Source organism: Pantoea sp. BRR-3P (assembly GCF_039621635.1).
GTDB lineage: Bacteria > Pseudomonadota > Gammaproteobacteria > Enterobacterales > Enterobacteriaceae > Pantoea > Pantoea floridensis.
Window position 1 is genome coordinate 732,224 of the sequence record NZ_CP155066.1, and the last position, 26,717, is coordinate 758,940.

General features: G+C 41.6%; 22 protein-coding genes. 18 read left to right on the forward strand and 4 right to left on the reverse strand.

Annotated features, from left to right (window positions below; translation table 11 throughout):
* The first annotated feature begins 2 nt into the window (after positions 1–2).
* The 5 genes from AAGR08_RS03305 to rpoS all read left to right on the forward strand — a co-directional run bounded on the left by AAGR08_RS03305 (position 3) and on the right by rpoS (position 5,793).
* Positions 3–1,847, forward strand: coding sequence for a glycoside hydrolase family 9 protein (locus AAGR08_RS03305; RefSeq protein WP_345828522.1), 1,845 nt, complete (start codon positions 3–5; stop codon positions 1,845–1,847).
* 229 nt (positions 1,848–2,076) lie between these two features.
* Positions 2,077–2,838 carry a 5'/3'-nucleotidase SurE gene (surE, locus tag AAGR08_RS03310; protein ID WP_345828523.1) on the forward strand — a complete coding sequence of 254 codons (762 nt, stop codon included), beginning with the start codon at positions 2,077–2,079 and terminating at the stop codon, positions 2,836–2,838.
* Positions 2,832–3,458 carry a protein-L-isoaspartate(D-aspartate) O-methyltransferase gene (locus AAGR08_RS03315; protein WP_061719940.1) on the forward strand — a complete coding sequence of 209 codons (627 nt, stop codon included), beginning with the start codon at positions 2,832–2,834 and terminating at the stop codon, positions 3,456–3,458. The genes surE and AAGR08_RS03315 overlap by 7 nt, the downstream gene beginning before the upstream one ends.
* Positions 3,459–3,630: 172 nt before the next feature.
* Positions 3,631–4,746: a murein hydrolase activator NlpD gene (gene nlpD / locus AAGR08_RS03320; protein ID WP_097096267.1), complete on the forward strand. Its 1,116-nt coding sequence runs from the start codon at positions 3,631–3,633 to the stop codon at positions 4,744–4,746.
* Positions 4,747–4,794: 48 nt separating this feature from the next.
* On the forward strand, positions 4,795–5,793 hold the full coding sequence (rpoS, locus tag AAGR08_RS03325; protein ID WP_097096268.1) for an RNA polymerase sigma factor RpoS: 999 nt from the start codon (positions 4,795–4,797) through the stop codon (positions 5,791–5,793).
* A gap of 108 nt (positions 5,794–5,901) precedes the next feature.
* Here the strand turns inward: rpoS and mutS are convergent, their stop codons facing one another.
* Positions 5,902–8,463, reverse strand: coding sequence for a DNA mismatch repair protein MutS (mutS, locus tag AAGR08_RS03330; RefSeq protein WP_345828525.1), 2,562 nt, complete (start codon positions 8,461–8,463; stop codon positions 5,902–5,904).
* Positions 8,464–8,620: 157 nt separating this feature from the next.
* Here mutS and AAGR08_RS03335 point away from each other — a divergent pair, with 157 nt between their 5' ends.
* The 13 genes from AAGR08_RS03335 (at position 8,621) to AAGR08_RS03395 (ending at position 22,236) form a co-directional block, all read left to right on the forward strand.
* Positions 8,621–10,090: a tyrosine-type recombinase/integrase gene (locus tag AAGR08_RS03335; protein ID WP_097096270.1), complete on the forward strand. Its 1,470-nt coding sequence runs from the start codon at positions 8,621–8,623 to the stop codon at positions 10,088–10,090.
* Positions 10,087–10,686 carry a hypothetical protein gene (locus AAGR08_RS03340; protein WP_097096271.1) on the forward strand — a complete coding sequence of 200 codons (600 nt, stop codon included), beginning with the start codon at positions 10,087–10,089 and terminating at the stop codon, positions 10,684–10,686. Before AAGR08_RS03335 ends, AAGR08_RS03340 begins: the two co-directional genes overlap by 4 nt.
* 140 nt (positions 10,687–10,826) lie before the next feature.
* Positions 10,827–11,237, forward strand: a complete 411-nt coding sequence (locus AAGR08_RS03345) for an H-NS family nucleoid-associated regulatory protein (protein ID WP_097096272.1) — start codon at positions 10,827–10,829, stop codon at positions 11,235–11,237.
* A 627-nt stretch (positions 11,238–11,864) separates the two neighbouring features.
* Entirely contained in the window at positions 11,865–13,067 is a 1,203-nt protein-coding gene (locus AAGR08_RS03350) for a site-specific integrase (protein ID WP_345828529.1), read from the forward strand.
* The gene (locus AAGR08_RS03355; protein WP_097096274.1) at positions 13,067–14,599 is read left to right on the forward strand and encodes a site-specific integrase; all 1,533 of its coding nucleotides are present in this window, start codon (positions 13,067–13,069) and stop codon (positions 14,597–14,599) included. The genes AAGR08_RS03350 and AAGR08_RS03355 overlap by 1 nt, the downstream gene beginning before the upstream one ends.
* Positions 14,592–16,421: a hypothetical protein gene (locus tag AAGR08_RS03360; RefSeq protein WP_345828530.1), complete on the forward strand. Its 1,830-nt coding sequence runs from the start codon at positions 14,592–14,594 to the stop codon at positions 16,419–16,421. Before AAGR08_RS03355 ends, AAGR08_RS03360 begins: the two co-directional genes overlap by 8 nt.
* Entirely contained in the window at positions 16,402–16,815 is a 414-nt protein-coding gene (locus AAGR08_RS03365; RefSeq protein ID WP_097096276.1) for a hypothetical protein, read from the forward strand. The genes AAGR08_RS03360 and AAGR08_RS03365 overlap by 20 nt, the downstream gene beginning before the upstream one ends.
* A gap of 135 nt (positions 16,816–16,950) precedes the next feature.
* A complete protein-coding gene (locus AAGR08_RS03370; protein WP_345828531.1) occupies positions 16,951–18,360 on the forward strand; it encodes a hypothetical protein in 1,410 nt (469 codons plus the stop codon).
* Between the two features lie 75 nt (positions 18,361–18,435).
* Positions 18,436–18,849 carry a hypothetical protein gene (locus AAGR08_RS03375; protein WP_320204483.1) on the forward strand — a complete coding sequence of 138 codons (414 nt, stop codon included), beginning with the start codon at positions 18,436–18,438 and terminating at the stop codon, positions 18,847–18,849.
* A gap of 546 nt (positions 18,850–19,395) precedes the next feature.
* Positions 19,396–19,488: a pantocin A family RiPP gene (locus AAGR08_RS03380; RefSeq protein WP_012770338.1), complete on the forward strand. Its 93-nt coding sequence runs from the start codon at positions 19,396–19,398 to the stop codon at positions 19,486–19,488.
* A 56-nt stretch (positions 19,489–19,544) separates the two neighbouring features.
* Positions 19,545–20,663, forward strand: coding sequence for a ThiF family adenylyltransferase (locus tag AAGR08_RS03385; RefSeq protein ID WP_345828537.1), 1,119 nt, complete (start codon positions 19,545–19,547; stop codon positions 20,661–20,663).
* Positions 20,664–21,341, forward strand: coding sequence for a 2OG-Fe(II) oxygenase family protein (locus AAGR08_RS03390; RefSeq protein ID WP_097096279.1), 678 nt, complete (start codon positions 20,664–20,666; stop codon positions 21,339–21,341).
* Positions 21,342–21,345: 4 nt separating this feature from the next.
* Positions 21,346–22,236, forward strand: a complete 891-nt coding sequence (locus AAGR08_RS03395) for a DMT family transporter (RefSeq protein WP_320204484.1) — start codon at positions 21,346–21,348, stop codon at positions 22,234–22,236.
* Positions 22,237–22,855: 619 nt separating this feature from the next.
* Here the strand turns inward: AAGR08_RS03395 and AAGR08_RS03400 are convergent.
* The 3 genes from AAGR08_RS03400 to AAGR08_RS03410 all read right to left on the reverse strand — a co-directional run bounded on the left by AAGR08_RS03400 (position 22,856) and on the right by AAGR08_RS03410 (position 26,639).
* Positions 22,856–24,844: a hypothetical protein gene (locus tag AAGR08_RS03400; RefSeq protein ID WP_345828540.1), complete on the reverse strand. Its 1,989-nt coding sequence runs from the start codon at positions 24,842–24,844 to the stop codon at positions 22,856–22,858.
* 68 nt (positions 24,845–24,912) lie between these two features.
* Positions 24,913–25,815, reverse strand: coding sequence for an SIR2 family protein (locus tag AAGR08_RS03405; RefSeq protein ID WP_176519153.1), 903 nt, complete (start codon positions 25,813–25,815; stop codon positions 24,913–24,915).
* Between the two features lie 176 nt (positions 25,816–25,991).
* Positions 25,992–26,639 (reverse strand): EcsC family protein, encoded by a 648-nt coding sequence (locus tag AAGR08_RS03410; protein ID WP_097096283.1) that lies wholly within the window; start codon positions 26,637–26,639, stop codon positions 25,992–25,994.
* Positions 26,640–26,717: the final 78 nt, after the last annotated feature.

Consider the following 26,717-nt stretch of genomic DNA (forward strand, 5'->3'; position numbering starts at 1 on the left):
GTATGAGGATTCGTTTCTCCGCGCTAACCGCAGCGCTGCTGGTGGCCGGTCTCGCGCACGCCGAAACCCAGGTTTTAATTAATCAGGTGGGCTACGACATTGCCGCACCGAAAAACGCGATAGTGCAATTGACTGGCGAATCACGCGTTAAACCGCCGGTCAACTTTGTATTGCTCGACAGTGAAACCAATCAGCAAGTACTGAGCGGCACTTTACAACCGCAGGGGGAAGTGCAGAGTTGGGGCGATCGCACCTTCTACCGTGCCGATTTCTCGGGTTGGAAAAAAGCGGGGCGCTACGTGCTGCAAACCACCAGTAGCGATGGTGACGTCCGTTCGGGGCCCTTTATCATCGGTGCCGATTTGCTGGAGCGCTACACGCTTTCTGATGTGATTGCTTACTTCAAAAGCCAGCGCGTTACCGGCCTGTTTGACAAAGCCGATCGGAAACTCCCGCTGCCAGCCGGCACAGGATCGGGCACCGTTGATGTGCACGGTGGCTGGTATGATGCCACCGGCGATTACGGTGTACACCTGTCACACCAAAATCTAACCTCCTATTTTAATCCACAGCAGGCTCCGCTGGTGGCCTGGAGCCTCTTGCGTGGATATCAACATCTTGGCGAAAGGCATAATCAGAATTTTGATGAGTATCGCCGACGTATGCTGGATGAAGGTCTCTACGGCGCAGATTTCCTGGTACGCATGAAACGTCCTGGTGAATCGTTCTTCCAGGCCATCTCCTCTCCGGGTAAAGAGAAGCTGGCGCAGGATCGGGTCATTGCTAATCCGAATTGGCGCACGCAGATTAAAGAGAAAGAGTCAGATTCAACCATTGTTGAGGAAGATGCCGTTGGGCCATTGGCGTGGCAGGCAAGCTTCCGTTCCGGTGCCGGTATGTCGATTGCCGCGCTAGCGCTGGCTAGCACCATGGAAAATGACGGTAACTTCAGTCGCAAACAGTATCTGCAAACCGCCGAAGACGCCTTTGCTTTCCTGCAAAAACACAATGTGCAGATGGTTAACGACGGTAAGGAAAATATCGTTGATGACTATACCGCGCTGTTGGCTGCAACTGAACTGTATCGTGCTTCGCATAAAGCTGACTATTTGGCGGCAGCACAACAGCGGGCGCAAAGCCTGATGGCGCGCCTGACATCCCTGGATAACTGGCATGATTACTGGAGAGCGGATGCGCAGCAGCGTCCCTTCTTCCACCCATCGGATGCTGGCCTGCCGGTGATCGCGCTGCTGGAGTATGCCCGCATTGCGTCCCCCGATCAGCAGACAAAAATCAAAGATACGGTGAAACGTTCACTGGGCTTTGAGCTGGCGGTGACAAAAGAAACCAGTAATCCGTTTGGCTATGCACGCCAGCTGATTCAGCTTAAAAATGGCGAAAAGCGCACCAGCTTCTTCTTCCCGCATGACAGTGAAGCCGCGCCGTGGTGGCAGGGTGAAAATGCGCGCGTCGCGTCGCTTGCTGCGGCGGCACGTCAGGCAATGCCGCTGTTTGCTGAAGACAAAGCCTTTACGCTGCAGCTGCAAAATTATGCCTGGGATCAGCTTAACTGGATTCTGGGGAACAATCCGTATGATGTCAGCATGCTGACTGGCAGCGGTTATCGCCATATCAGCTATCTGTTCTTCAATTCATGGAAATACACCACGCTGCCGGGTGGCATTGTTAACGGTATTACCGGTGCATCCAATCAGGTTGCCGATGGCATCGCCTTCGACGAAGGTTATGCGGTTACACGAAAAGACGATGACTGGCGCTGGGCGGAGGGTTGGTTGCCTCATTCGGCCTGGTACTTGTATGCGGTCAGCTTACCTGACCGTCAGTAATCTTCACATTTGCCCGGCTTTTTCGCCGGGCATTTCTGTTTCACGCATCATCACTAATTGCATATTGTTACGGCAAACACCGGCAGTTCCTTGATTTTCGCCTACCACTTCCCGCGCCTCACCGCTAGAATGCAAACATCCTTGTCCCGCCAGATTGCCTCTTTTTACGGTTGAGCTGCGTTTAGCAGGTGGGTTGAGGGCCAGTTGAATGAACAAAGGTCAGGAATAGATGCGGATATTGCTCAGCAACGACGATGGAATTCATGCTCCCGGCATTCAGACGCTGGCTCGCGCGCTACGTGAGTTTGCTGAGGTGCAGGTGGTTGCGCCCGATCGCAATCGCAGTGGCGCATCAAACTCTCTGACATTAGAAACCCCGTTGCGCACTTTTACCCATGAAAATGGCGATATTGCCGTACAGATGGGTACGCCGACCGATTGCGTGTTTCTCGGTGTCAACAAGCTGATGCAGCCGCGTCCCGACATTGTCGTGTCGGGTATTAACGCCGGGCCTAATCTTGGCGATGACGTGATCTATTCCGGAACGGTTGCTGCGGCCATGGAGGGCCGGCATCTTGGACTGCCTGCACTCGCCGTCTCGCTCAATGGACATCAGCACTATGCTACCGCTGCGAGCGTAACCTGCACTCTGCTGCGCGCGCTCTCGCGGGCGCCATTACGTACCGGCCGCATTCTCAATATCAATGTCCCCGATCTACCGTTAGCCGAAATCAAAGGTTTTCGCGTCACACGCTGTGGTAGCCGCCATCCGGCCGATCAGGTGATCTGTACCGAGGATCCGCGCGGCCAGCCACTGTACTGGATTGGTCCGCCGGGTGAGAAGCTGGATGCTGGTCCGGATACGGATTTTGCCGCCGTCGATGCGGGCTATGTATCGCTTATCGCGCTACATGTGGATCTGACTGCACATGCTGCGCAAGAGGTATTGAGCGACTGGCTGCTGCAAGCCGAGGTAAAGCTGGCATGGTGAATCGGCGCATCGAAACGCTTTTGGAGCAACTGCGCGCGCAGGGCATTCATGATGAAAACCTGCTGAAAGCCATTGCTGAAGTGCCTCGTGAGCGTTTTATCGATGAGGCATTTGAGCATAAAGCGTGGGAAAACGTTGCCCTGCCCATTGGCAGCGGTCAGACCATCTCACAGCCTTATATGGTGGCGCGGATGACCGCACTGCTCGAACTCACACCGGAATCGCGCGTGTTGGAAATCGGCACCGGTTCGGGTTATCAGACCGCGATTCTGGCGCATCTGGTCAATCATGTTTACTCCGTAGAACGAATCAAAGGGTTGCAGTGGCAGGCTAAGCGCCGCCTCAAGCAACTCGATCTGCATAACATTTCAACGCGGCATGGTGATGGCTGGCAGGGCTGGGCAGCGCGCGGTCCGTTCGATGCCATTATCGTGACTGCAGCGCCACCTGAAATTCCGACTTTGCTGATAGCGCAATTGGGCGAAGGCGGCAAAATGGTGCTGCCGGTGGGCGAGGACCAGCAAGTGTTGAAGCGTTTACGTCGCCAGGGTGGAGAACTGATTGAAGAAATCATAGAACCTGTCCGGTTTGTACCGCTGGTGCAGGGCGATCTGGCCTGAGCCGTTATTACGCAATTCTTCACAACTGTTACATGGCACGGCACAGTTGATATTGTTACTATCCTTGTTTATCAATGCTAAAAACCGTTTTTGACGTTACGCGCAGTGAATAATGCGGTTTCAGTCGTTACACATTAATATTCAGGGTTGCCATCACGGGGGATCAGTGAGCATGGGAAGCACAGTATTTCAATTACGCCGTTTGGCGGCACTTTCTTTGGTAGGTTTTTGGCTGGCGGGCTGTAGCTCAGGCGATAATACTCAGGCACCCATTAGCCAGGTAGGCAGTAACGGCGGCGACAGCGGTATGGCTTCAGCCCCAAGTGGTGGCATGATCTCCTCGCAAAACAGCGGTGTGCCAGCGATGCCGCGTGGTGGAATGTTAAGTGGTGGTACTTCTTCAGCGCCAACCTCTGGTGCAATGGTTAGTGATAATAATAATGTGACCACAGAAAATGGTCATATTGTGTACAATCGAAATTATGGGAATATTCCGAAAGGTAGCTACGGTGGCGAGACTTATACCGTAAAACGCGGTGATACCCTGTTCTATATTGCCTGGATTACCGGCAACGATTTTCGCGATCTGGCTCAGCGCAATAACATTGCAGCCCCATATGGCTTGACCGCAGGCCAAACGCTGCAGGTAGGTAACGCGAATGGCCAGACGATTACCGGCGGCAATGCGATAACCGTAGCGGATGCAACCCAGGGGGGCGTGCCTGCAACGCCAAACCAGACGCAAATTAAATCGACCCCTGTTGCACAGCAACCTGTTATTACGTATTCTGATGATTCGGGTAATTCGTCAGGTAGCAAATTGCTGCCGTCGAAAGGAGCAAATAATGTGGCAACGACCACAGCTCCGGTTGTCGCACCACCTACAGTCAGCAGCACGACAAATAGCACAACTCCAGTGGGAAGCTGGCGTTGGCCGACTGATGGGAAGATCATCGATAACTTCTCCGCTGCGGAAGGCGGAAACAAAGGAATCGATATCGCCGGTTCGCGTGGACAACCTGTTGTCGCCACAGCTTCGGGAAGAGTGGTGTACGCAGGCAACGCGCTCCGCGGGTATGGCAATTTAATCATCATCAAACACAATGATGACTACCTGAGTGCCTACGCCCACAACGACTCTATGCTGGTCCGGGAACAACAGGAAGTTAAGGCGGGGCAAAAAATCGCTACCATGGGTAGCACCGGTACCAGTTCAGTAAGATTGCACTTTGAAATTCGTTACAAGGGGAAATCCGTAAACCCGTTGCGTTATTTACCGCAGCGATAATCCGGCAGAACCTTGGTTCTGCCCTTGGATCACGGGTAGGAGCCGCTAATGAACCAGAATACGCTGAAAGTTACCGATTTAAATGAAGATGCGGAATTCGAGGAAAACAACGGAGCTGAGGTTTTTGATGAGAAGGCTCTCGTTGAGAACGAACCTAGTGATAACAACGACGTAGCGGAAGAAGAGCTGTTGTCACAGGGTGCGACGCAACGCGTTTTGGATGCGACGCAGCTTTACCTCGGAGAGATTGGTTACTCACCACTGCTGACGGCAGAAGAAGAAGTCTTCTTTGCGCGCCGTGCACTGCGGGGTGATATTCCTTCTCGCCGCCGCATGATTGAAAGTAACTTACGCTTGGTGGTAAAGATTGCCCGCCGTTATAGCAATCGTGGTCTGGCTCTGCTGGATCTGATTGAAGAGGGTAATCTTGGCCTGATTCGCGCTGTAGAGAAGTTTGACCCAGAACGTGGGTTCCGTTTCTCAACATACGCCACCTGGTGGATTCGTCAGACAATTGAACGGGCGATCATGAATCAAACCCGTACTATCCGTCTGCCGATTCACATTGTTAAAGAGCTGAATGTTTATCTGCGTACCGCGCGTGAACTTTCGCACAAGCTTGATCATGAGCCAAGTGCTGAAGAAATTGCCGAGCAGTTAGACAAGCCAGTTGATGATGTCAGCCGTATGCTGCGTCTCAACGAGCGCATCACCTCGGTTGATACACCTTTAGGTGGCGATTCCGAAAAAGCGCTGCTGGATATCCTGGCCGATGAAAAAGACAACGGCCCGGAAGACACCACGCAGGACGATGATATGAAACAAAGCATCGTTAAGTGGTTGTTTGAACTGAATGCCAAGCAGCGTGAAGTGTTGGCGCGTCGTTTCGGCCTATTAGGCTATGAAGCGGCAACGCTGGAAGATGTGGGCCGTGAAATCGGGTTGACCCGTGAACGTGTCCGTCAGATTCAGGTGGAAGGGCTGCGTCGTCTGCGCGAAATCCTGCAGACACAGGGCCTGAACATTGAAGCACTGTTTCGTGAATAAGCGTTAACTAACCAGTAAAAAAGGTGACCTTTAGGTCACCTTTTTTTTTCCTGGATTCAGACGATTATGAGGATACGCAATGCACTGATTGTTTATCCCCAGCTAATGCTAGACCAGCGTTTTGAGCCGGTAAATCCATTCCAGCGCTTGTTTTGGCGTTAGACTATCGGGATCCAGCGCCTCAAGAGCGTCGACTGCCGGAGAGGTTTCAGCGACCAAAAGCTGCATTTGTGATCCTTCAACCGTTGATGCAGCAGAACTGCCAGATAACGCTTCCAGCTCTTTAAGCTTGTTACGCGCGCGCTTAATTACCTCTTTAGGTACGCCCGCCAACGCTGCTACAGCAAGACCATAACTTTTACTCGCCGCACCATCCTGTACGCTGTGCATAAAGGCGATGGTATCGCCATGCTCAACGGCATCCAGGTGCACATTCACCACGCCTTCCATTTTCTCAGGCAGGGTTGTCAGCTCAAAATAGTGGGTGGCGAACAGCGTCATGGCCTTAATGCGATTTGCCAGGCTCTCGGCGCACGCCCATGCCAGCGATAGCCCATCATAGGTAGAAGTGCCGCGACCAATTTCATCCATCAACACCAGGCTATTTTCGGTGGCGTTATGCAGAATGTTGGCGGTTTCAGTCATCTCTACCATAAAGGTTGAGCGACCAGAAGCCAGATCGTCGGCTGCACCAACGCGGGTAAAAATACGATCAATTGGGCCGATGACCGTCTCTTCCGCCGGCACATAGCTGCCAATCCACGCCATTAATGCAATCAATGCAGTCTGGCGCATATAGGTACTTTTACCACCCATATTCGGCCCGGTGATGATCAACATGCGACGCTGGGGTGAGAGCGATAGCGGGTTAGCGATAAAGGGCTCTTTTAGCACCTGTTCAACCACAGGATGGCGCCCAGCAGTAATACGAATGCCGGCTTTTTCTTGTAACACCGGACGGCAGTAATTAAGTGTCCAGGCACGTTCGGCCAGGTTTGCTAACACATCCAGTTCTGATAGCGCGGCCGCGCTGATTTGCAGCGCTTCGAGATGTGGCAATAAGCGATCGAATAACTCATCATAAAGGCCTTTTTCCAGCGCCAGCGCTTTGCCTTTCGATGTCAGAACTTTATCTTCGTACTCTTTCAGTTCAGGAATGATATAACGCTCGGCATTCTTAAGCGTCTGGCGGCGTACGTAGTGAATTGGTACCAGATGACTTTGTCCGCGACTAACCTGAATGTAATAGCCGTGGATGGCATTAAAGCCGACTTTTAGCGTGTCCAGCCCCAGCTTTTCACGCTCACGGATCTCCAGACGATCAAGATAATCGGTCGCGCCATCCGCCAAAGCCCGCCATTCATCCAGTTCTGCATTATAGCCGGGTGCAATCACGCCACCGTCGCGCACCAGTACCGGCGGAGATTCAATGATGGCCTGCTCCAGCAGCTCGCGCAGTTCCTTGAACTCACCCATTTGCGATCGCAGATTGACCAGCTGAGTTGCCTCAGCCCCTTCAAGCAGCTGATTTAATTCCGGGAGCTGTTGGAAAGCATGGCGCATACGCGCTAGATCGCGTGGGCGAGCGGTGCGGAGTGCCAGGCGCGCCAGAATACGCTCCAGATCGCCTACCTGCCGCAACACCGGCTGCAAATCCTGACTAAGCGATTGCAACTCAGCGATAGATTCCTGACGGCGTGCGATAGTGGTGACATCGCGCAGCGGCATATGCAGCCAGCGTTTCAGCATGCGGCTGCCCATTGGCGTAACTGTTTTATCCAGGATCGCCGCCAGCGTATTCTCGATGCCGCCTGCCAGATTCTGAGTGATCTCCAGATTACGGCGCGTAGCAGCATCCATAATCACGCTGTCCTGCTGACGCTCCATACTCAGCGAGCGGATATGCGGCAGCGAGGTGCGCTGCGTATCTTTGACATATTGCAGCAGGCATCCTGCGGCGCGCAGGGCAAGGTGCGCCTGTTCGACGCCAAAGCCACTGAGATCGCGGGTACCAAATTGCAGATTGAGCTGCTGGCGCGCAGTATCGATTTCATACTCCCAAAGAGGACGACGGCGCAGGCCGCGGCGCTGGTCAATCAGCGCCATGGCCTGAAAATCTTCGGGGTAGAGTAACTCGGCCGGATTAGTGCGCTGCAACTCGGCTGCCATGGTTTCCAAATCGGCAGGTTCACTTAGGCGGAATCGACCAGAACTGATATCCAGTGTTGCATAGCCAAAACCGCGCTGGCTCTGGAAGATGGCGGCGAGGAGATTATCCTGACGCTCTTGTAGCAACGCTTCATCACTGATGGTGCCGGGCGTAACAATGCGCACGACTTTGCGCTCTACCGGGCCTTTGCTCAGGGCGGGATCGCCAATCTGCTCACAGATCGCCACTGATTCGCCGAGTTGGACCAGTTTTGCCAGATAACCTTCTACTGCATGGTAAGGCACGCCGGCCATTGGAATCGGTTCACCCGCGGATGCACCGCGTTTGGTTAACGAGATTTCCAGCAGCTGCGAGGCGCGTTTCGCATCATCGTAAAACAGCTCATAGAAATCGCCCATGCGATAAAACAGCAGAATGTCAGGATGATCGGCCTTCAGGCGCAGGTATTGCTGCATCATCGGCGTATGGGTTGAAAAGTCCTTATCTGTAGACTCTTTCATATTGAATTAACTCATTTTTATGGCTTTAGAAGTACTCAAGTGGCCCCATTTGAAACCCTGATAAATCCATCTAAATCCGAAAGTTTGTATGCCAGATGTATTCTAGCTACTATCAAGAATACAACATGGCTCTTTTGGTATACTTGAGGCAACAACAGTGAAGATGACTCTGAATCAATCAATAATTATCAATAAGTTATCGATAGAAACCAAACCTGAGTTAGATTCAGACGGACGAGTTGTGTATGTGCCTAACATTTCTGGTAAGCCGTATCTTATCACTGACAGCCACCGTGATTCACCCGTAGGCTTTGGTGTAAAGATCAGTGCAACGAAGAAGACCTATATCATCCAGAGAAGAGTTTCAGGAGGGGACAGAAGTCCTTCAGAGGGCAAGTCACCTTCACAGGTAATCAGAGCGACGATAGGTAATGTATCGGATTTTGCATCGATTGATCAGGCTCGTGAAGTTGCGAGAACCTATGCACAATCGATGAAATCTACTAAAAGAAACCCAAATACAGTTAAACGAGAAGCTGATATCGCAGAGCTAACCCTCAGTGAGATTTTTACTCAATATCGTCAGCACCTGCTAGGACGAAGCAAACCAGCAAAACCAAATTCAATCCGGGTGCTGGATAAAGCGGAACAAAAGCTTAAAGAGTGGGAGCGGTATAGGGTCCGTGACCTCACAGGAAGCCTCATTCTTAAGAAGTTTGATGAGATAGCCTCAAAAACCAGAACGACGGCTGAGCAGACTTTCAGGTGGGCAAATGTGGCAGTTCAACATTCTATCGATGTAGAGGCGATGAATGCACAGAGCCAGCAACGACTTCCTGTTCTCACTTACAACCCATTCACTGTGCTCAGAGTGCAAAAGAAATATCGTAGTCGCTCTGAACTGGAAGAAAGCTATCAGTCAAAAGGTGTGAGAAATCCGCTTTCAGCAAAAGATACATTGGGTAAGTTTCTGGAGGCGCTGAACAACAAGAGAAGCTTTAACCGCCTTGGTTGCGATTATCTCCTTCTAACGGTGTTGCTTGGTGCGAGAAAGGAAGAAACGGCTTCTCTATGCTGGAGAGAGGAGCTATCGGCAGAAGAAGCAAAGTCTACGAGCTATGTCGATTTGGTTAATAAGAAAATTTTCTTCTTTGATACCAAGAACAGGACTAATCATGAGCTTCCCATCTGTGATGCTGTCAAGTGTTTATTAGAGCAAAGAAGGGATATCGTTTTTGATAAAGAAGTAAAAGCGAGTCGCAGAAAATGGGTGTTTCCAGCACGATCACCTCGAAGCAAAAGCGGGCACTATAGTGATAGTAAAACACTTAGAGAATACCTATGTGCAGAAGCCGGAATCGCTAAGGTAGGCACTCATGACCTGAGAAGAACCTTTGGCAGGATCGCTGAAGAGATTGGCTCCTATGCTGTTGTAAAGAAGCTCCTGAATCACCGTAACACAACCGATCCTACCGAGAGGTATGCTGAACCGGACAAAAACCGAGTGTTTGAGGCACTACAGCGGATTGAGCTACATATACTGATGACTGCGCCAGGGTTATATAATAATTTACTGGCTTCAGCAAAATACCCACCAATACCTGAATATTCTGGGAAGCAAGCATGAGTGCTATTGAAACCTTGAGAGAGATGTCAGAGGTCTGGAGTTTGTTCGGCGACATGCCGGATGATGCCACCATTGGTGTAGATTTAGCGGCATTGTATTTAGGGGTAAGTGTTAAAACCCTTGCTCGTTATCGCCAGAATGGAGATGGCCCACCCTATGTGCAGTATCAGTCTTCTGAAAGCAAAGCCCGAAATCAGCGAGTAAACTATCTTCTTGGCGATCTTAGAGCTTGGCGAAACAATCATAGAGTTAGTGGCACCATGCAGGCCGCTCAGGTTAGGGGATTGGCATTCACATCCCTATCAGATTTTACTTGCCCGCAACCATTTTGGACCATAAGTAACGGGAGGGCGATTGTCGGTCATGCTCTCAGGGTTACAGATGACTATTTTAAAATTTACATGAAAGATAGTGATTATGGTTTGATATGGCTTTCAATTGAAGAAGCTCTACTTAAAGATTGGGTATGGGCAGATGAGAGAGAAATTTGGCATTCAACATTTGTTAAATTCTTAAAGCGAATGATATTGAATTCTATTACGATGCAAGAAAAGCACGAAATAAATAAATTTCTGAAAAATTCTTTGGAACTCTAAAAGAATCTCTAGATTTGATCTTTCTTACATAATTTTAGTTTTATAGGGTGACACTCAGAATTCTTCGTCTAAAATCATTGAGTAAACCACTTGTAGTTCTTATTGTAGTTCTTAAAAATTTTAAAATGGGAAAATTTGCAATGAGTGAAGAGTTTAAAGCATTTAGCAACATTCGGACTTTAAGAGCAAAATCACGTGAAACCTCACTAGAAATTCTCGAAGAAATTCTTGAAAAACTGACATCAATCGTTGAAGAAAAACGTCACGAAGAAGAGTCAGGCATGAAAGAAAAAGAAGAGAGGAAAGTAAAACTTGACGCTATCCGAGAGCAACTCCTTGCAGATGGAATCGATCCACAGGAATTACTTGGTCATTATGGTTCAAGCTCAGCTTCAAAAAAACAAAAGTCAAGCCGCAATCCTCGACCTGCAAAATATAAATATACCGACGAAAATGGCAATGAGAAAAGCTGGACAGGGCAGGGGCGTACACCTAAAGCTATAAAAAGCGCTCTCGACACTGGTAAAAATCTTGATGATTTTATGATCTAGAAAATATTTTAGCCAATCCATTTTATTGGGTTGGCCTTTCTTTAATTTTGTTTTTAATGAAATTATTTTTAGTGCTAAGCTAAACCCCTTCTATTAATACTCCCTTATTAAAATTGGTTCTTATCATTATAACTACCATCCTCATCCATGATTATCAATGTTAGTAAAATATCAACTTTAAAAATCTTTTAAAAGATCCTTAATTCGGTAGTGGACAAATAGAATGGCATATTAAATTTGACTAAGTGTTTTTGGTGTGCTAATTAAATAATCATTCTAAGGAATAAATGAATTAAAATTAATTTAAAAATGCAAGATATAAATGATTTATTCAAGGGTATGTTGCAAAATACTTTACTGGAATTATTTAAAAGTGAGAGATACCAAGGGATAAAGTAGTGAATAGTTAGTATCAGGTAAATAGAATAAACCATCTATCTACCATATATATAAATGTAAAAATAATTTTAGATCCACTTGATATTACTGGATTTATTAAGTAAAAGACAATAATTTATTTGCAAGATACTTATAGGTCATTTTCTATGTAGGTTATACATATACCTATTTTGCAAGATTTTTAATTAAGAATGGAACTAAAATAATGTAAATAAAATAAGGAGACGTATGGATAGAATAGTAACTAATACAATAAAAATGGATACTGGAGAGAGATGTTGTTTGATCACTGATAAAGTTTCAAAAGTGCCGCTTTATTATCCGTGTTTGTATATATCAACTGAGTTAAGAAAGAAAAACGAATCAATTTCAACTATTGAGCTACATTCAGCGAGTATAGCTCTTTTTTATAGATTTCTGAATCTCAAGAACATAGACATAGAAGCAAGGATCAGAACAGCAGAGTTTCTTCATCTTCAAGAGATTGATGGACTAAAAGAATTTATAACTAAGAGAATGAAAAAAGAGAAGGTTGCAAATCTTGATAGCGGGTGCAGGGTTAATAGTAATACTCAGTACTTCAGATTAACAGCAATTATTAAATATCTTGAATGGTTATGTGACTTCTTCACAGTGAGTTATAAAAGAGATCACAAACTTATTGAAAAATTCATTGCGAAATTGAAAAGTCACAGACCTAAGATCAGATTCAGGAACCAAGAACCAGCAAAAGATAGAAACCTCAATCAAAATCAAATTAATATTTTGTTTGAGATTTTGAAAATAGGGTCAGAAATGAATCCATTTAATTCTGATGTTCAAAGGCGAAACAGACTAATGATACTGATTCTTTATAACTTGGGATTAAGGGCAGGAGAGTTACTAAACATCAAAATCGCAGATATTGATATAGGTTCTCAGACAATTTTTATCAACAGGAGAGCTGATGATCCTCATGACTCAAGGATTAAACAACCACTTGTTAAAACCCTAAGTAGGAAGTTATCAATATCTGATGACTTAAGTCAGGAAATTTCCAATTATATTAAAGTAGAAAGAAGAAAGCACAGAATGAAAAAAGATAATGGTTATCTTTTTATTTGTCATAAAAAGGGAAATACGTTTGGAGAACCATTATCTATTCAGGCATATCATAAAATAATTAATGCCTTAAGGATATCTTGCCCCGACCTTTCTAGAATGACAGGGCATAAATTAAGACACACCTGGAATTATGAATTTTCTTCAAAGATGGACCGTATGGAGAGTCCACCTAATCAATATGAGCAAGAACAAATGAGGTCTTTACTCATGGGCTGGAAAGAGGGTTCGGGGACTGCTTCTACTTATAACAGAAGATTCATCGAAAACAAGGCCGCAGAGTTAGCTCTGAATATGCAGAAAGATATGATCAATAGAGGAGGTGTTTAATGTTAAAAGTATATGTTAATGGTGAAGATAATGGGAGCGCTTATGAAGCTAAAACGAAAGGTTATTACTTTTTCCTAAATGATGAGGCATGGAGACTAAGCCGAAATGTGACGGTAAATATCAAAATGGTTAAGGATGTAATTGATAAAGAATTAATGGAAGGATATTTAAAGGTGCTTAAATATCTGGCTTGTGAATTAAGCCCTGCTTCAGTTAAAGTAATAAATAATAATTTCAGGAGGTTTATTGTAAGTGTAGAGCCAAAGCGAGTTGATGAGTTTTCCCTTGTGAGGTTTAGAGGATCTGATGGCAAGAACAATAATATTATGTCATCGGTAAGGATACTCATAAAAAAATGGTATGAATTGGGTTACTCTGGAATAGATGAAGATGCATATGATTTCTTGTGTAAATTGATAATCACTGACAACAAAAAAGGAGAAGTTGTAAGAAGAAGAGATAAAGTTAAAGGCCCACTTACTGATATAGAATTACAATCTTTTCTTGAAGCTTGCTATAGAGCATATGAAAAAGGAAACATAGATATTACTCAATTAGCGATGGCTTTGCTGACAAGCGCAACCGGAAGAAGGCCACTACAGATTTCACAGATGAAGGTATCTGATATAAGAAGGCTAAAAGTAAATGAGAATAGCTATTCATATGTCATTAGCATCCCAAGGATAAAGCAAGGCTTGGGATTCAGGGAAGCTTGCAGAAATTTTCAAGTGACAAAAGAATTATACGATTTACTCCGTAAGCAGTGCGATTTGAGCATCGAGCAAATTCGTAGCATACTTAAAAGAGAGCTAACTAACAAAGAGATTGAAAATACACCGCTATTTATATCAATGCAAAAGTTAGAAAGCTTCAAAATAAATAATGAATTGAGAGAGATATTTGTATCGGATAAAGCTCACGAATACTCTGTAAAGATAAATAAGACACTTGCTTTTATTGCTAAAACAGAAAATGTTATTTCGGAAAGAACTTATGAAAGATTAAATGTAAACCCTCGACGATTTCGTTATACGGTTGGCACAAGAGCTGCGAGAGAAGGTGCCAGCGAATTAGTTATTGCAGAACTATTAGATCACTCTACAACTCAATATACGGGGGTATACGTTGAATTTAATGCTGATCATGTTGCAAGAATTGATGATGCAGTGGGAAATCATATGAAAAAATATGCTGGTTTTTTCCAAGGTAAAATTCAGGGTGATGACTCAATAAAGAAAAATGAATTAGCAGTTAGGGATTTATCAGGGGATGTCACTGGAGCATGTGGTGGTTGTAAATCATGTCGGGCTAATGTTCCTGTCCCTTGTTATACCTGCCATCACTTTCGCCCATTTATTGATGCACCACATATAGAACTACGAGATCATTTATTAAAACAAAGAGAAAGAATTATGACTGATACTAATGATGAAACTATGAGTAAAACATTAGACAGAACAATAATGGCTGTAGAAGAAGTAGTGAAAAAATGTGAGACTTTAAAATTACAAAGGAGCAATAGGTATGAATGAAAGTGATATAATTAATTTTAGGAATAAAACAGAAATCTTAGCAGGGGAAAATCTTAACGAATTTATTCTAAATTGTAAAGAACAAGTAAGTGGCAATCTACTTGATAACAAATGGGAGAGTAATCATTGGAAGAAAATATTTAAATTTTCTAAATTTAAGATGAAGAATGTCAAGTTGGATTCGTTCATTAAAGCTGAAGATCTTGATTCCTCTTACATTGAATTTTGCAAATCATATGTAGCTTATATTTTTTGCTCTAATCTTAAAGGATTTGATAAACTAACTTTTCCAATTGTGCTTAGGGTGATTGAAAAAAATTTATTAGTTTTTACTGGGTCTGGTGATATAAAATCACTAAACCCAGTCATTCTCGATGAGTGCTTGTCCGACATTAATAAAAACTACACTAAAGGAGTTGCATATAGTTGTGGTAAATTTATGGAGAGATTGGTTGCTTTCCTGAATGAGAAAGAATTCCTTAATTGTGGATTAATGAAGTGGAGTAGTTACATCAGACCACCTGAATCAAGGCTGTCGATTTCTGATAATGCAGACAATACCAGATTAGCGAAACTGCCTAATGAAAGAGCATTACGAGCAATTGGTGAAATCTTTTCAATGCAGGATTATGACCTTCACGAAAGAGACCTGTTTGTTACTTCAGTGTTTGCATTGCTGATGTGCGCACCCAGTCGTATATCTGAAATATTATCACTTAGAGCTGATTGTGAAATTGTTGAGAAGAACAGGGAAGGAAAGGAATGCTATGGCCTGAGATTCTATTCACTGAAAGGTTTTGGGGCAAACATTAAGTGGATACCTGAAATTATGGTTCCTACTGCCAAACTTGCAATTAAGAGATTGTTAAAGTTATCTGAAAATTCAAGAGCAAGAAGTAAGATGCTTGAGGAAGAAATAAAAAATGGGTCAGGTGGAACAATCTGGTTTGATAAAGAGAAAGATGTTCGCTTCAGTAATGCTCTATGTGCTCTCCTCAATAACCAGCTCAGTATGAAACGACGAACAGGTAATGATCTGTTTAAAATAACAAATGCTTTCTTCTCTAAAGAGTTAGGCTATTCAAAAATCAGTAAGCATAAGAATCTTTTCGAAAGGCATGGTTATCACGATGAGGATAATAAACCTTTCTTTCTTAGAACTCATCAAGCCAGACATCTACTTAACACTCTCGCCCAAAGAGGGGGCCTCGGAGAACTGGACATAGCAAAGTGGTCAGGCAGAGTGTCCATTACCCAGAACAGAGTTTACAACCACATCACTGAAGACGAAATGATTGAAAAAGTGAAAGCTCTGGGCATTAATCAAAATAATATAATTCCCTGCGATAGTGATGTGAATGGGAACTTTGAAATTTCAACTATTCATGAATTAAAAAATGAGTTAGAGCATGGTGCTGTTCATACTACTGAGTATGGATATTGTGTTCATGATTATACTTTTGCTCCCTGTAGCAAATACTTTGATTGTATCAACTGTAGTGAGCAGGTATGTGTCAAAGGGGAGAAGCAGAAACTTGAAAGGCTCAGGTCCTTACTTGATACGACTGAAGACCTCGTTGATAAGGCTAAAGAAGCTATCAGTGAAGAGGAACTTGGAGCTGACAAGTGGTATCAGCATCAAACGAAGACACTTGAAAGAGTGAAGGGGATTATTGCATTGATGGAATATCCCGAACTACCTGATGGTTCGCTTGTAAGAACGCATGGGGACGATTTTTCACACTTTTCTCGTATTTTAGAAATGAAGAAGGATAACAAGATAACTAACAAGGAGAGTAATAATGGCCAAACACCTTACTAATAAAGATCTACAAATAATTATAAATTCTATAGCAGGATGGCAGACCTTAAGGCAGGGGAAGTTTACCTGGGAAAACCTTTGTGACTCTGTTACCGAGCTTTTGGGTAAGAGACCAACGAGACAGTCTCTAAGTCAGCATACAGCTATAGTCAGGGCTTTTGAGCTTCAAAAGAAGAACATAAAATCTGGAGCATCTGAAGTCAAAAGACCTGCAAACCTCAGCATAGCTTCACAGCAGATAAAAAATTTGCAGTTGAAAAATGAATCGCTCAAAGAAGAAGTCAGAGTTTTAAAACAGCAATTTGTGATATGGCAATATAATGCTCACAAACATGGAATTAAAGAACATCAACTCAATGAACCCTTAATTTCAGTTGATAGAGAAAGGAGTTAAGATTAGGTTTAATTTATGTAAGTAATTGAATTTTGATGATTAATATTGCACTTTAAAGTTAAGTAACTTTTATTGATCACCGTGTTGTCATTTCGTTACTATGTTGTTAAAGGCAACTTAACGAGGGCATGAGTTTTGACGGTAGCGAAGGATAGTTCAACTGATGATATTGTGCATGGTAATGACCTTAGGGGTATGGATGATTTTTATGTTCGAACAACTGAATTTTTATGCCCCTATCTGAAGTGCAGAATAAAAGCGACACCTTGCAGTTACAGATCCGAGAATGTTAATCAATCATATTTCAAATATACTGGCGAGCACAAGTCAGGTTGTGGCATACATGATGCAAAAAATCGCAACCGAAACAACTCTAATGATGAAAAAACACATAACTCTCCTCCAGCTCCATTCATTTCAATTCTTCGTCTGGAAAATGATGAAAGAATTCACAGAGAAAAAAACGATAATAGGACCAGAAAAGTAAACGATGAAGAAGTTGTTGTAAGAGAACATCCTGTTTCGTCTTCAAGTATTAAACCAATAGTTGATTACTATCTTTCAGGAGTCAACAATAACGAGTTCCTTTCAATACCGCCCTATGAAAAAAGGACTTATAATGAGACATTTCAGAAGTTAAAATATAAACCAGATGTTAAGTATTTTAAACCCGCAATATATTTTGGTGCACTACAATCTAATCTTACTTTAGATCCTAATGCAGATGAGTATGAGATTGTTTTTCTTGCTCGCAAAAAAGGAACAAAAGAAGCCTTTAAGCTTAAAGTTGATGCATCAAACTGGAACTCAAGCCAGAAAGATGTTTTCTTTAAAGAGTATGAAAAGCAAAGAGAGAAAGCTGAGAGGTACAGGAAGTCCCTTTTTGATAAAAAAACAAAGTCCTATAAAAAAGCTAATAAGTTTCTAACTGTTTTCTTTTTTGGTTTTCCTGATGATAAAGAACCACTGTTGCTACATACAAATCATTTCAAATTGATTTATGTTTCTTTTATCGATGATGTTAAAGATACTTTCAATACGAGTAATGAAATTTCGATAGTTTCACAAACTAACTTATACGAACTGACTGCGAATGAGACAAATATATCGGATTTTGAAGCTAATGATGTTAGCTATGTTGACTCAGACTATCTAAATTCAGCATCGTTCCTGCCTGAGCCTGAGCCTGAGCCTGAGCCTGAGCCTGAGCCTGAGCCTGAGCCTGAGCCTGAGCCTGAGCCTGAGCCTGAGCCTGAGCCTGAGCCTGAGCCTGAGCCTGAGCCTGAGCCTGAGCCTGAGCCTGAGCCTGAGCCTGAGCCTGAGCCTGAGCCTGAGCCTGAGCCTGAGCCTGAGCCTGAGCCTGAGCCTGAGCCTGAGCCTGAGCCTGAGCCTGAGCCTGAGCCTGAGCCTGAGCCTGAGCCTGAGCCTGAGCCTGAGCCTGAGCCTGAGCCTGAGCCTGAGCCTGAGCCTGAGGCAGAAGAACCAAAATCGCGCGGAGGTTTTTTAAATGGTTTGAAAGCAATTATTGAAAAGTTTCGAAGATAGTTTAGCTATTGATTTTTAGTTCATATGCGTTATAAGTAACATGTCAAGGATGACAACTTAGCAAGGATGCTTATTATGGATAAATTACAAAAATATTTGCCTGATCAAAGGTTTTTGATTCTTCTTAATCGATTTATCATACGATACGATGAGTCACAATGTAATAAAAATAAAGTTGTTAAAGATGCCTATCTTTTCTGTGTGGGTTACTTCTTTAAATATCAGCAAGATTACGAAAATCCTTATCTAAAAGGGCCCAGCAATATTATTGCTATTTTGAGTTCGGCTTTACTTAGTCCAAACTTCTATGCAATACCTTCGAACATTAGTCTTGATCGTGTTTTATATTTTTATAAATTCATTATTGAATACATAATATGGAATGAGTATGAAGTTGAGGCTGTATTCAGAACTCAGAAGCTAATTTTTAGAAAAGAGATTCCCTATGAAATTAAAGACCCAACTTCTTGTAAGAAAAAGAGGTTGTAATAACTTTTCATTAGTTAATCCCAGGTTAATAACTTCTTCAGTAATGGCTTTTCGACTTTCTCAAAGGGCAGTCATACAGGCCATTTTTTTAAGCATTTACAGCTCCTCACTCACTTGTCCTGCTTCCTGCTTCCTGCTTCCTGCTTCCTGCTTCCTGCTTCCTGCTTCCTGCTTCCTGCTTCCTGCTTCCTGCTTCCTGCTTCCTGCTTCCTGCTTCCTGCTGAACCCTGAACCGTGCTGTCATAAGTTTACCAACTAAGTAAGAATTCTAACTATTTCTTAGGGTTACTAATGAGTGCTTTTCAAGTTGCACTTTTTAAGTGCATGTTAACAAAATGCTGATAAAAACATTATTGGCATGATCTAAGTTCTGAATTTTCTTGTAAATATAGGGGGTTGTTCTTTTAAGATTTCAAATTAACAAAGAGTATGGCTTTTTACCGCTAGGGTTATTGACGAGGAAATCATTAATGTTGTTTATTGGAGTGGTATCGATACACAAACACAACTTTACAAACCTAACTGAACAAGCAAGAGGGTATCACTATGATCAAGTTCTCTACTCTGTCTCAGCGCATTTCTGCTATCACTGAAGAAAATGCTATGTATACCAAAGGTCAGGTTATCGTCCTTAGCTGATAACGTATGACAAAGGCCGCATCTCGTATGCGGCCTTACTTTTTTTGGAGCACACCATGTCACTAACGAATATTAAACCCCTCATTAAAGAATCTCATCACATCATTCTCGCAGATGATGGAGATATTTGTATTGGAGAAATCCCAGGAGTATCTCAGGTCATCAATGATCCTCCTTCCTGGGTAAGACCAGCTCTTGCCAAAATGGATGGTAAAAGGACAGTTCCCCGGATTTTTAAAGAACTGGTCAGTGAGGGTGTCCAGATTGAAAGTGAACATCTGGATGGACTGGTTGCGGGCCTGGCGGAAAGGAAGCTCCTTCAGGACAACTCCTTCTTCTCAAAAGTGCTGTCTGGTGAGGAAGTAGAAAGGTACAACAGGCAAATTCTTCAGTTCTCCCTGATAGATGCTGATAACCAACATCCTTTCGTGTATCAGGAACGGCTAAAGCAAAGTAAGGTAGCCATCTTCGGGATGGGAGGATGGGGCACATGGTGTGCACTTCAACTGGCTATGTCAGGTATAGGCACCTTAAGACTCATTGATGGGGATGATGTCGAGTTGTCAAACATCAACCGGCAGGTGTTGTATCGCACAGATGATGTAGGCAAGAACAAAGTTGATGCGGCCAAAGATACGATCCTTGCCTATAACGAAAACGTGAATGTGGAGACATTCTTTGAGTTCGCTTCTCCCGACAGAACAAGACTTGAAGAACTCATTGGTGACAGCACCTTCATCATCCTTGCCTGGGCAGCACTGGGTTACTATCGTAAGGACACTGCTGAAGAAATCATCCATAGCATAGCTAAAGACAAAGCCATCCCTGTTATTGAGCTGGGTGGTGATCCTTTAGAGATCTCCGTTGGTCCCATCTACCTCAATGATGGTGTTCATAGTGGATTCGATGAAGTTAAGAATTCTGTTAAGGATAAATATTACGACAGCAATTCAGACATTAGAAAGTTTCAGGAAGCCCGCCTTAAGCACTCGTTCATAGATGGTGACAGGAAGGTAAATGCCTGGCAAAGTGCTCCCTCATTATCAATCATGGCTGGTATTGTTACGGATCAGGTTGTCAAAACTATAACTGGCTACGACAAACCACACCTTGTGGGTAAAAAATTCATTCTTTCATTGCAAGATTTCAAGTCTCGCGAAGAAGAGATTTTTTAAATGAGCATTGATAGTATTGCCTTTAACGACAAAGGTTATCTTACCAAAAACATACAATCTCAATTCGCTTCAAAAATTTATGAGATTATGGAGTCGTCACAGGATTCATCAGAGGAGTCCTGGACTTACATATACAAAAATTCCTTAGAACAAAAAGATCTCTCATTCTTGACTCCGGCAGATGAGATTGAAAAGAGTTTCAATTCTTGTTTTGCAGATTTTTGCGATAATAAATTCAGTTTCTTCTTCAGAAGAATCTCCAATGAAGTGAAAGATAATGTTGCTTCATGTGAAGCTTCAACAATTGCTTATAACTTTTGTAACTCCGATGAGTTTAAAGATCTGATTACTTGCTTAACCGGAAGGAAGATAGGGAATACCGACCTTTTCTATATCAATCGTTTCGATAAAGGCCATTTTCTCAACACCCATACGGATTCAGGTAACAATGTCGGGGTGGCCTTGAATATTACTCAAAATTGGGACCCGAACTTTGGTGGTTTAACACATATACTTGATCAGGATAGAAAGAAGGTAGTTGATACATTGACCCCAGGTTTTGCTGAGTTGTTTCTTTTTGATACATCAGAGAAACAGGTTCCTCATTTCGTATCGATGGTTACAGCTAATCAGAAAAGCAGGCGAATGTCTGTTATAGCAAGGTATGGGAAGGCATAGATTAATGACTAAAAGTTCTTTTTGGCTTACGATGTTAATGGCTTCAATATGGGGCACTTCATTTCCTGTTTCAAAAATTGCGATCAATGTGATAGGGCCTTATGCATTCCGAATGGCGGGTTCTCTTGTATCATGTAGTATTATTTTTTTGATATTCAACAAAAGTATCCGTGAAAGCCTTAAAACCCTTAACTATGATGAATTTTTAAGAATCGCAATAATTGCGGTGCCAAATGTTTTCCTGGTTCCAACGCTCAATAGCATCGCACTTCACTTCACCTCTGTTACGAATGCGACAATCCTTGTTTACACAATGCCTTGCTTTACCTCGATTATCCTGATGGGCTTAGCAAGAAAGCTGAACTTACTCTCCCTGTTCTCACTCCTTCTTTGTATCTCGGGGATCTTGTTGATACTTAAAGAAGTGCATGTTGGGTTGGGTGAGGTTGTAATTCTGTGTAGTGCCATTTTCTGGGCTATGGGAGCTGTCGTTTCTCAAAAGATAGTGACTGTCACTCCATTTAAGGCGAGATTATTCTGGCAGATATTGGTTTCAACTATTCTGGTTTCCATTACTTATCCTTTCTTTCAATCAGGTCCATTATTACAACCTATTGTCACTGCTTTCACTAATACTGAGTGTCTTCTTTGTGTTCTCTATCTCGGTATTGTAGGTAATGCACTGGTATATTTCATCTGGTTTTATCTCATTCAGAACGAGAGTGCAGAATTCGCAAGCTATGCGACTCTGCTATCACCCGTTATAACAGTAATTATTGCTTCAACATTTCTCGATGAACAACCTACAAGCAAGCAAGTAATTGGTTTTAGCCTGATTTTAGTTAGTGCTCTTTTGGTGAATGTTATAAGGCCATATTTTTTTAAAAAATCTTAGCATTATATTTTTTATGATTATTTCATTTTAGCATGGTTATAAAAACGTGCTAAATTTAATGCATTCTAAAATGTTATTAGGAGAGGTGAAGTAATTTAATAAACGGGGTTGTCACTGAAAGGCAAGACCTTGACAGCATTTAACTTTCATTTGGCAAGCTCATGCTAAATGCGAAAGTTTCGCCAATTAAAATAAATAAAGATTTTTTATCATGTATTTTTCATCTTATTTATATTTCTAACCCTAACTATTTTGTTTAATTGTATCGATTTTTTAATTTATTTTTTTATGCGGAGTTTTTTATATATTGCATTAAGCTTTTTATAAGAGGTTTGTTCTTACTAACATGCAAAAAGATAGGTTTTTTTAGTTTTTACGACATTGTTGCTTTGATAATTAGGGTTAAAATTAATCGAAGTATTTTTCAATATTCGCAATCATCGTCAAGGCTAAGGTATATTTCAAACATATTCTTAAGCAGGTGGTGGGGTATTTATCTAATATAATGGTATGTTAAATCTAACTTGATTCAGGCGATAACATAATCATTAACATAAAATGATGTTTGTCTGTGGAGTGAATTATGCTAGCTAAATCACTCCATAAATTCTTATTTTACTTAGTTAAGTAGTGAAATAAATCGTTCACTATATTCTTCTTCAGACTCCGTGTCATTATTAAGTATCCATATTGTTTGTCCTTTATAATAAATCATGAAAATAATATCTAAGTTCTTGCGGTATTCAGCTATTTTCCATAACAAAATATGGCAACGTTTAAATAAATGGTCAAATCTTTGATTAAAAAGATAGTTGTAAACATTTCTCAATTTAGCAATATCTTCATCCTTAATGTTTTCAAGCATATTATTTTCTTCGAACGTTTCATACTTAACGAGAAGTGCACGGCATTGATTATATGAGCTTGTTTCATAATGCAAAACTTCATCAAGAGATGATATTCTATCCTGTGGTTTTCTTTCCTTGTTCAAGTCAAGAGAAATGTTATTTGCAAGAGTGTGGAAGTTGAGTTTTCTGGATTTTCTAACTAATGAAGTTAGCGATTTAATACGTTCTTGTTTTGGCTTATTTAAGGACAAAACGCTATCAGATACAATATGTGCTATTGAGCTTGTTCTGAATTCTTTCTTTCTCCTTTTTGCTAATTCAATAGCTTTGCCTTCATCTGTTTTCTCTAAAAGATAAAGTTCCTGAACGTAACATTCAGATAAGGTAGGTTTGTCATCTGAAGGACATGTATTAAGACATTTTTCTAAGTATGTTTTAGCATCTTTATACTTGCCAAGAATACGAAATGATGATGCTATAAATAAATAGTATTTGTAATAATGTGGAGGCGGAGTATCACCATAAGCCTCAAGCAGTTCAAGGCTAGAAGATATTACTTCATTATAGACGCAGGCGTTCTTTAAAGCATATACATATCTTAATGATAAAGTTGATAGTCGTGATAAATGACGAAGATGGCGCTCATACTCTTCAGGTGTGTCAACGAATTTATCTAAATTATGCTTACATTCGAATATATTTCGAACAAGTAAATAACATCCATTGTCTCCTTCTGTGCTATAACCCTGCTCAAGAACTCTTCTGTTTGTAGAGTTTATTTTTAAGCCATCTTTAGTTTCAACAATAGTTATATTTAAAAACTCACTCGAAATAGCATTAATTTCTTCTATTTGCATTCCCGAAATAATATAGTCTTTTACAATAGGATTGATTTTTGCTATGTGAGTGTTATTGTCTATCATGATGGTTTTTGCTATACCCATATCAACAATTTTTTTGATGTTATCTAAGTCTATATCTCTGCCAATTTTGCTTTTTGTAATATTTTTTAATGACTCCCCATTTTTTAAAATTGAGAGTATTTTTATTAGAGTGAAACTTAAAGTATCACTTGTGGATGTTTTTAAAGTTTCTATCTGTTTTAAAGTTTTTTCAGATATGGTTTCAAAATAGCTAACGCCAACAAAAAGTGATTTTTTTTCAATTACGTCCTGTGCAGATGCATCATCCAAGTAGTATATAATACGGTCAAGTTTCTTTACAATACCTTCTGATAATGTATGAAAAGAGTGAAGTTCTTCATGAGAGAAAGTTCTTTCTTCAAAGCGGTTTTTAAGTATTAATGATACTTCATTGTAGGAAAGACTATCGAGCTTGACTGAAATGTCTCTAAATGCCCTGATAAATACATCAGAGGAGAAAACTATTATTGAATTTGGGTTGGTAGATGATATCTGATTTGTTAAGGATCGTAGATAGGATACTGCATCTTCGTCGAGATCATTCGAGCAGTTTTTAAAATGTAAAATTATTTTCTCATCGTGATGACTTATATAATGAAAAATTATCTGCGAAATATCTGCTCCAGCATCTGTTTTTATCTTGGATTCAAGCTGTTTTTTAGATATAACTTCAGAGAGATCAATCTGAATTAGCGCAGAGTCATCAAAATCCATTGCATCTGCTATTGAGTATAAGAAATCAGATAAGCCATAACCAAGACCTGACTCAATAAAAACATTTTGCTTTTCAGTTAGAAAAGTCAGAGCCTTATTTTTTTCATTTTGTCGAGTATACAAATAATGAGTTCTTCTATCGAAATGAGAAAAGTTAAAGCTCTGTGAGATGTTAGCTGCTGCTTTAGATACTACTTTTTTTTTTGAACTTCTACTAAGTTCTCATCTTTAAAAAATACTGAACAGTCGATACCTTTGAAAAACTGAATTCTTCCTTGTGCGATTGCGGGTGATAGCCGATCAAACCATTTTTCAAAGCTATCTTCTATCGTTTCAATTGAAGTTGGATAAAAACACCATGCAATTTTATAATCAGCATTTGGAAAATTTACTATATTGCTTAATGTACGTGTAAAGCTATCCTCCCATCCTCCATAAGCCATTATGACAACTGAAGTATTTAAAAATAACTCGTGTAGAGAACCTTCCAGTTTTTCTCTTTTGACATTTAACTGGCTATGCGAGTGCATAGTATCATTTTTGCTCCAGACACCATGAATATGGAATATATTTAATTCATCGTTGTGTCCTTCTGACAGGTGCGAATCTGAAACCATGCTGAAGCAATTAGTCTTAATGTTTTTTTCTTCAAAAGATTCTTCAATTAAAGTGTCAAAGTTTGTAGTAACGATGTTTGCTACTCTATATTCTCCGTTTGCTATTGAAGATGTAAACTCATCGATAGCAGTAGGTATCCTGTGTTTATTTGTGCTGAGATCAATGTTGTCAGTAACAATTTTTTTTATAATATCATTTATACCATTCTGACCTTGAATTGATGAAATAAATTCAAAGAGAGATTTGTACTCATCATTAAGACTGTTTTCTAATAGAAATTCTTCGTACTCGAAGGTTCTGTTTCTTTTCGAAATTACGTCTTTGATTAGAGCCGATGTTTCTTGAACATCACATATACCAACGCCTTCTTTTTTTCTTGAAATAGCAGAGCCCAGAACAAAAGTTATGGGTTTTTCTTCATCTCTAAGTCTGACTTTTAACGCATTTTGATTGTGATAAATTCTTTTTTTTGTCACGATTACAATCCTTTATATTAGGTGTTTTTTAGGTTGTTATAATTAATAAAAAAGATTAAATGTTGCAAATCTTTTTTTAAAGTATTTTTAAAGATTATTTTTCCAACAATTATTCTTTTTTTTGAAAGATTAGAAGGCTTTTCGTTCGTGTATCAGACGCTCTAAACTGTTAATCTTTAATTCTTTAGCAATGCACTGCTATCAATGAAGGTTTTACGTGCTACATTTCCAACAATATTAGTTGAAATTCCATCGAAAGTACCGCCTATGATTCCACCGACTACGGGTATCATCTTGCCTAAGTTTATGGCTCCTTTTTCCCCAAATTTCGTTAGTAATCTAAAACCCACCTGCTTATTGATAGCAAAAATAGTTTCCTTTGAAATACTTTTGATCAACTGAGTAGACATTTTGGAACCGATGATGATGCCTGTACTTTTTAGTATGTCTTTAGCGGCATTTCCAGCAAGGCAGCTATAGACAATGGTTTTTACACGATCATCTTTTACATCATATCCGCCCATGATAGCGATGGCTGTAATCATACGGATTTGGACGTAAATGACTGTAGCTATACTGGCAGGGATTGCAACCGGGAGGGTGATGACTCCACCAACACCTGAGATGAATCCAGCAGTGGCTGATTTGGTATTTTGCCAACGAATTAATGATTTTACTTTTTCTGCTAAACTGTCGTTACTTTTAAGATAGCTTTCGGCCATTTCATAGGCTGAATCTGTTCCTGGTAAGCTTCCATCCAGAGCCTTATCGTAAGCCCAATTGAGAGCCTGCATGATTTTACCTTCGTTTAATGCTTCAGACATTTTATTTCCCTATTAAAATTTGATGAAACATATAACTTATCGGGATCGTTAAGATAATCTTTAGGGTGGTGAGCCAAA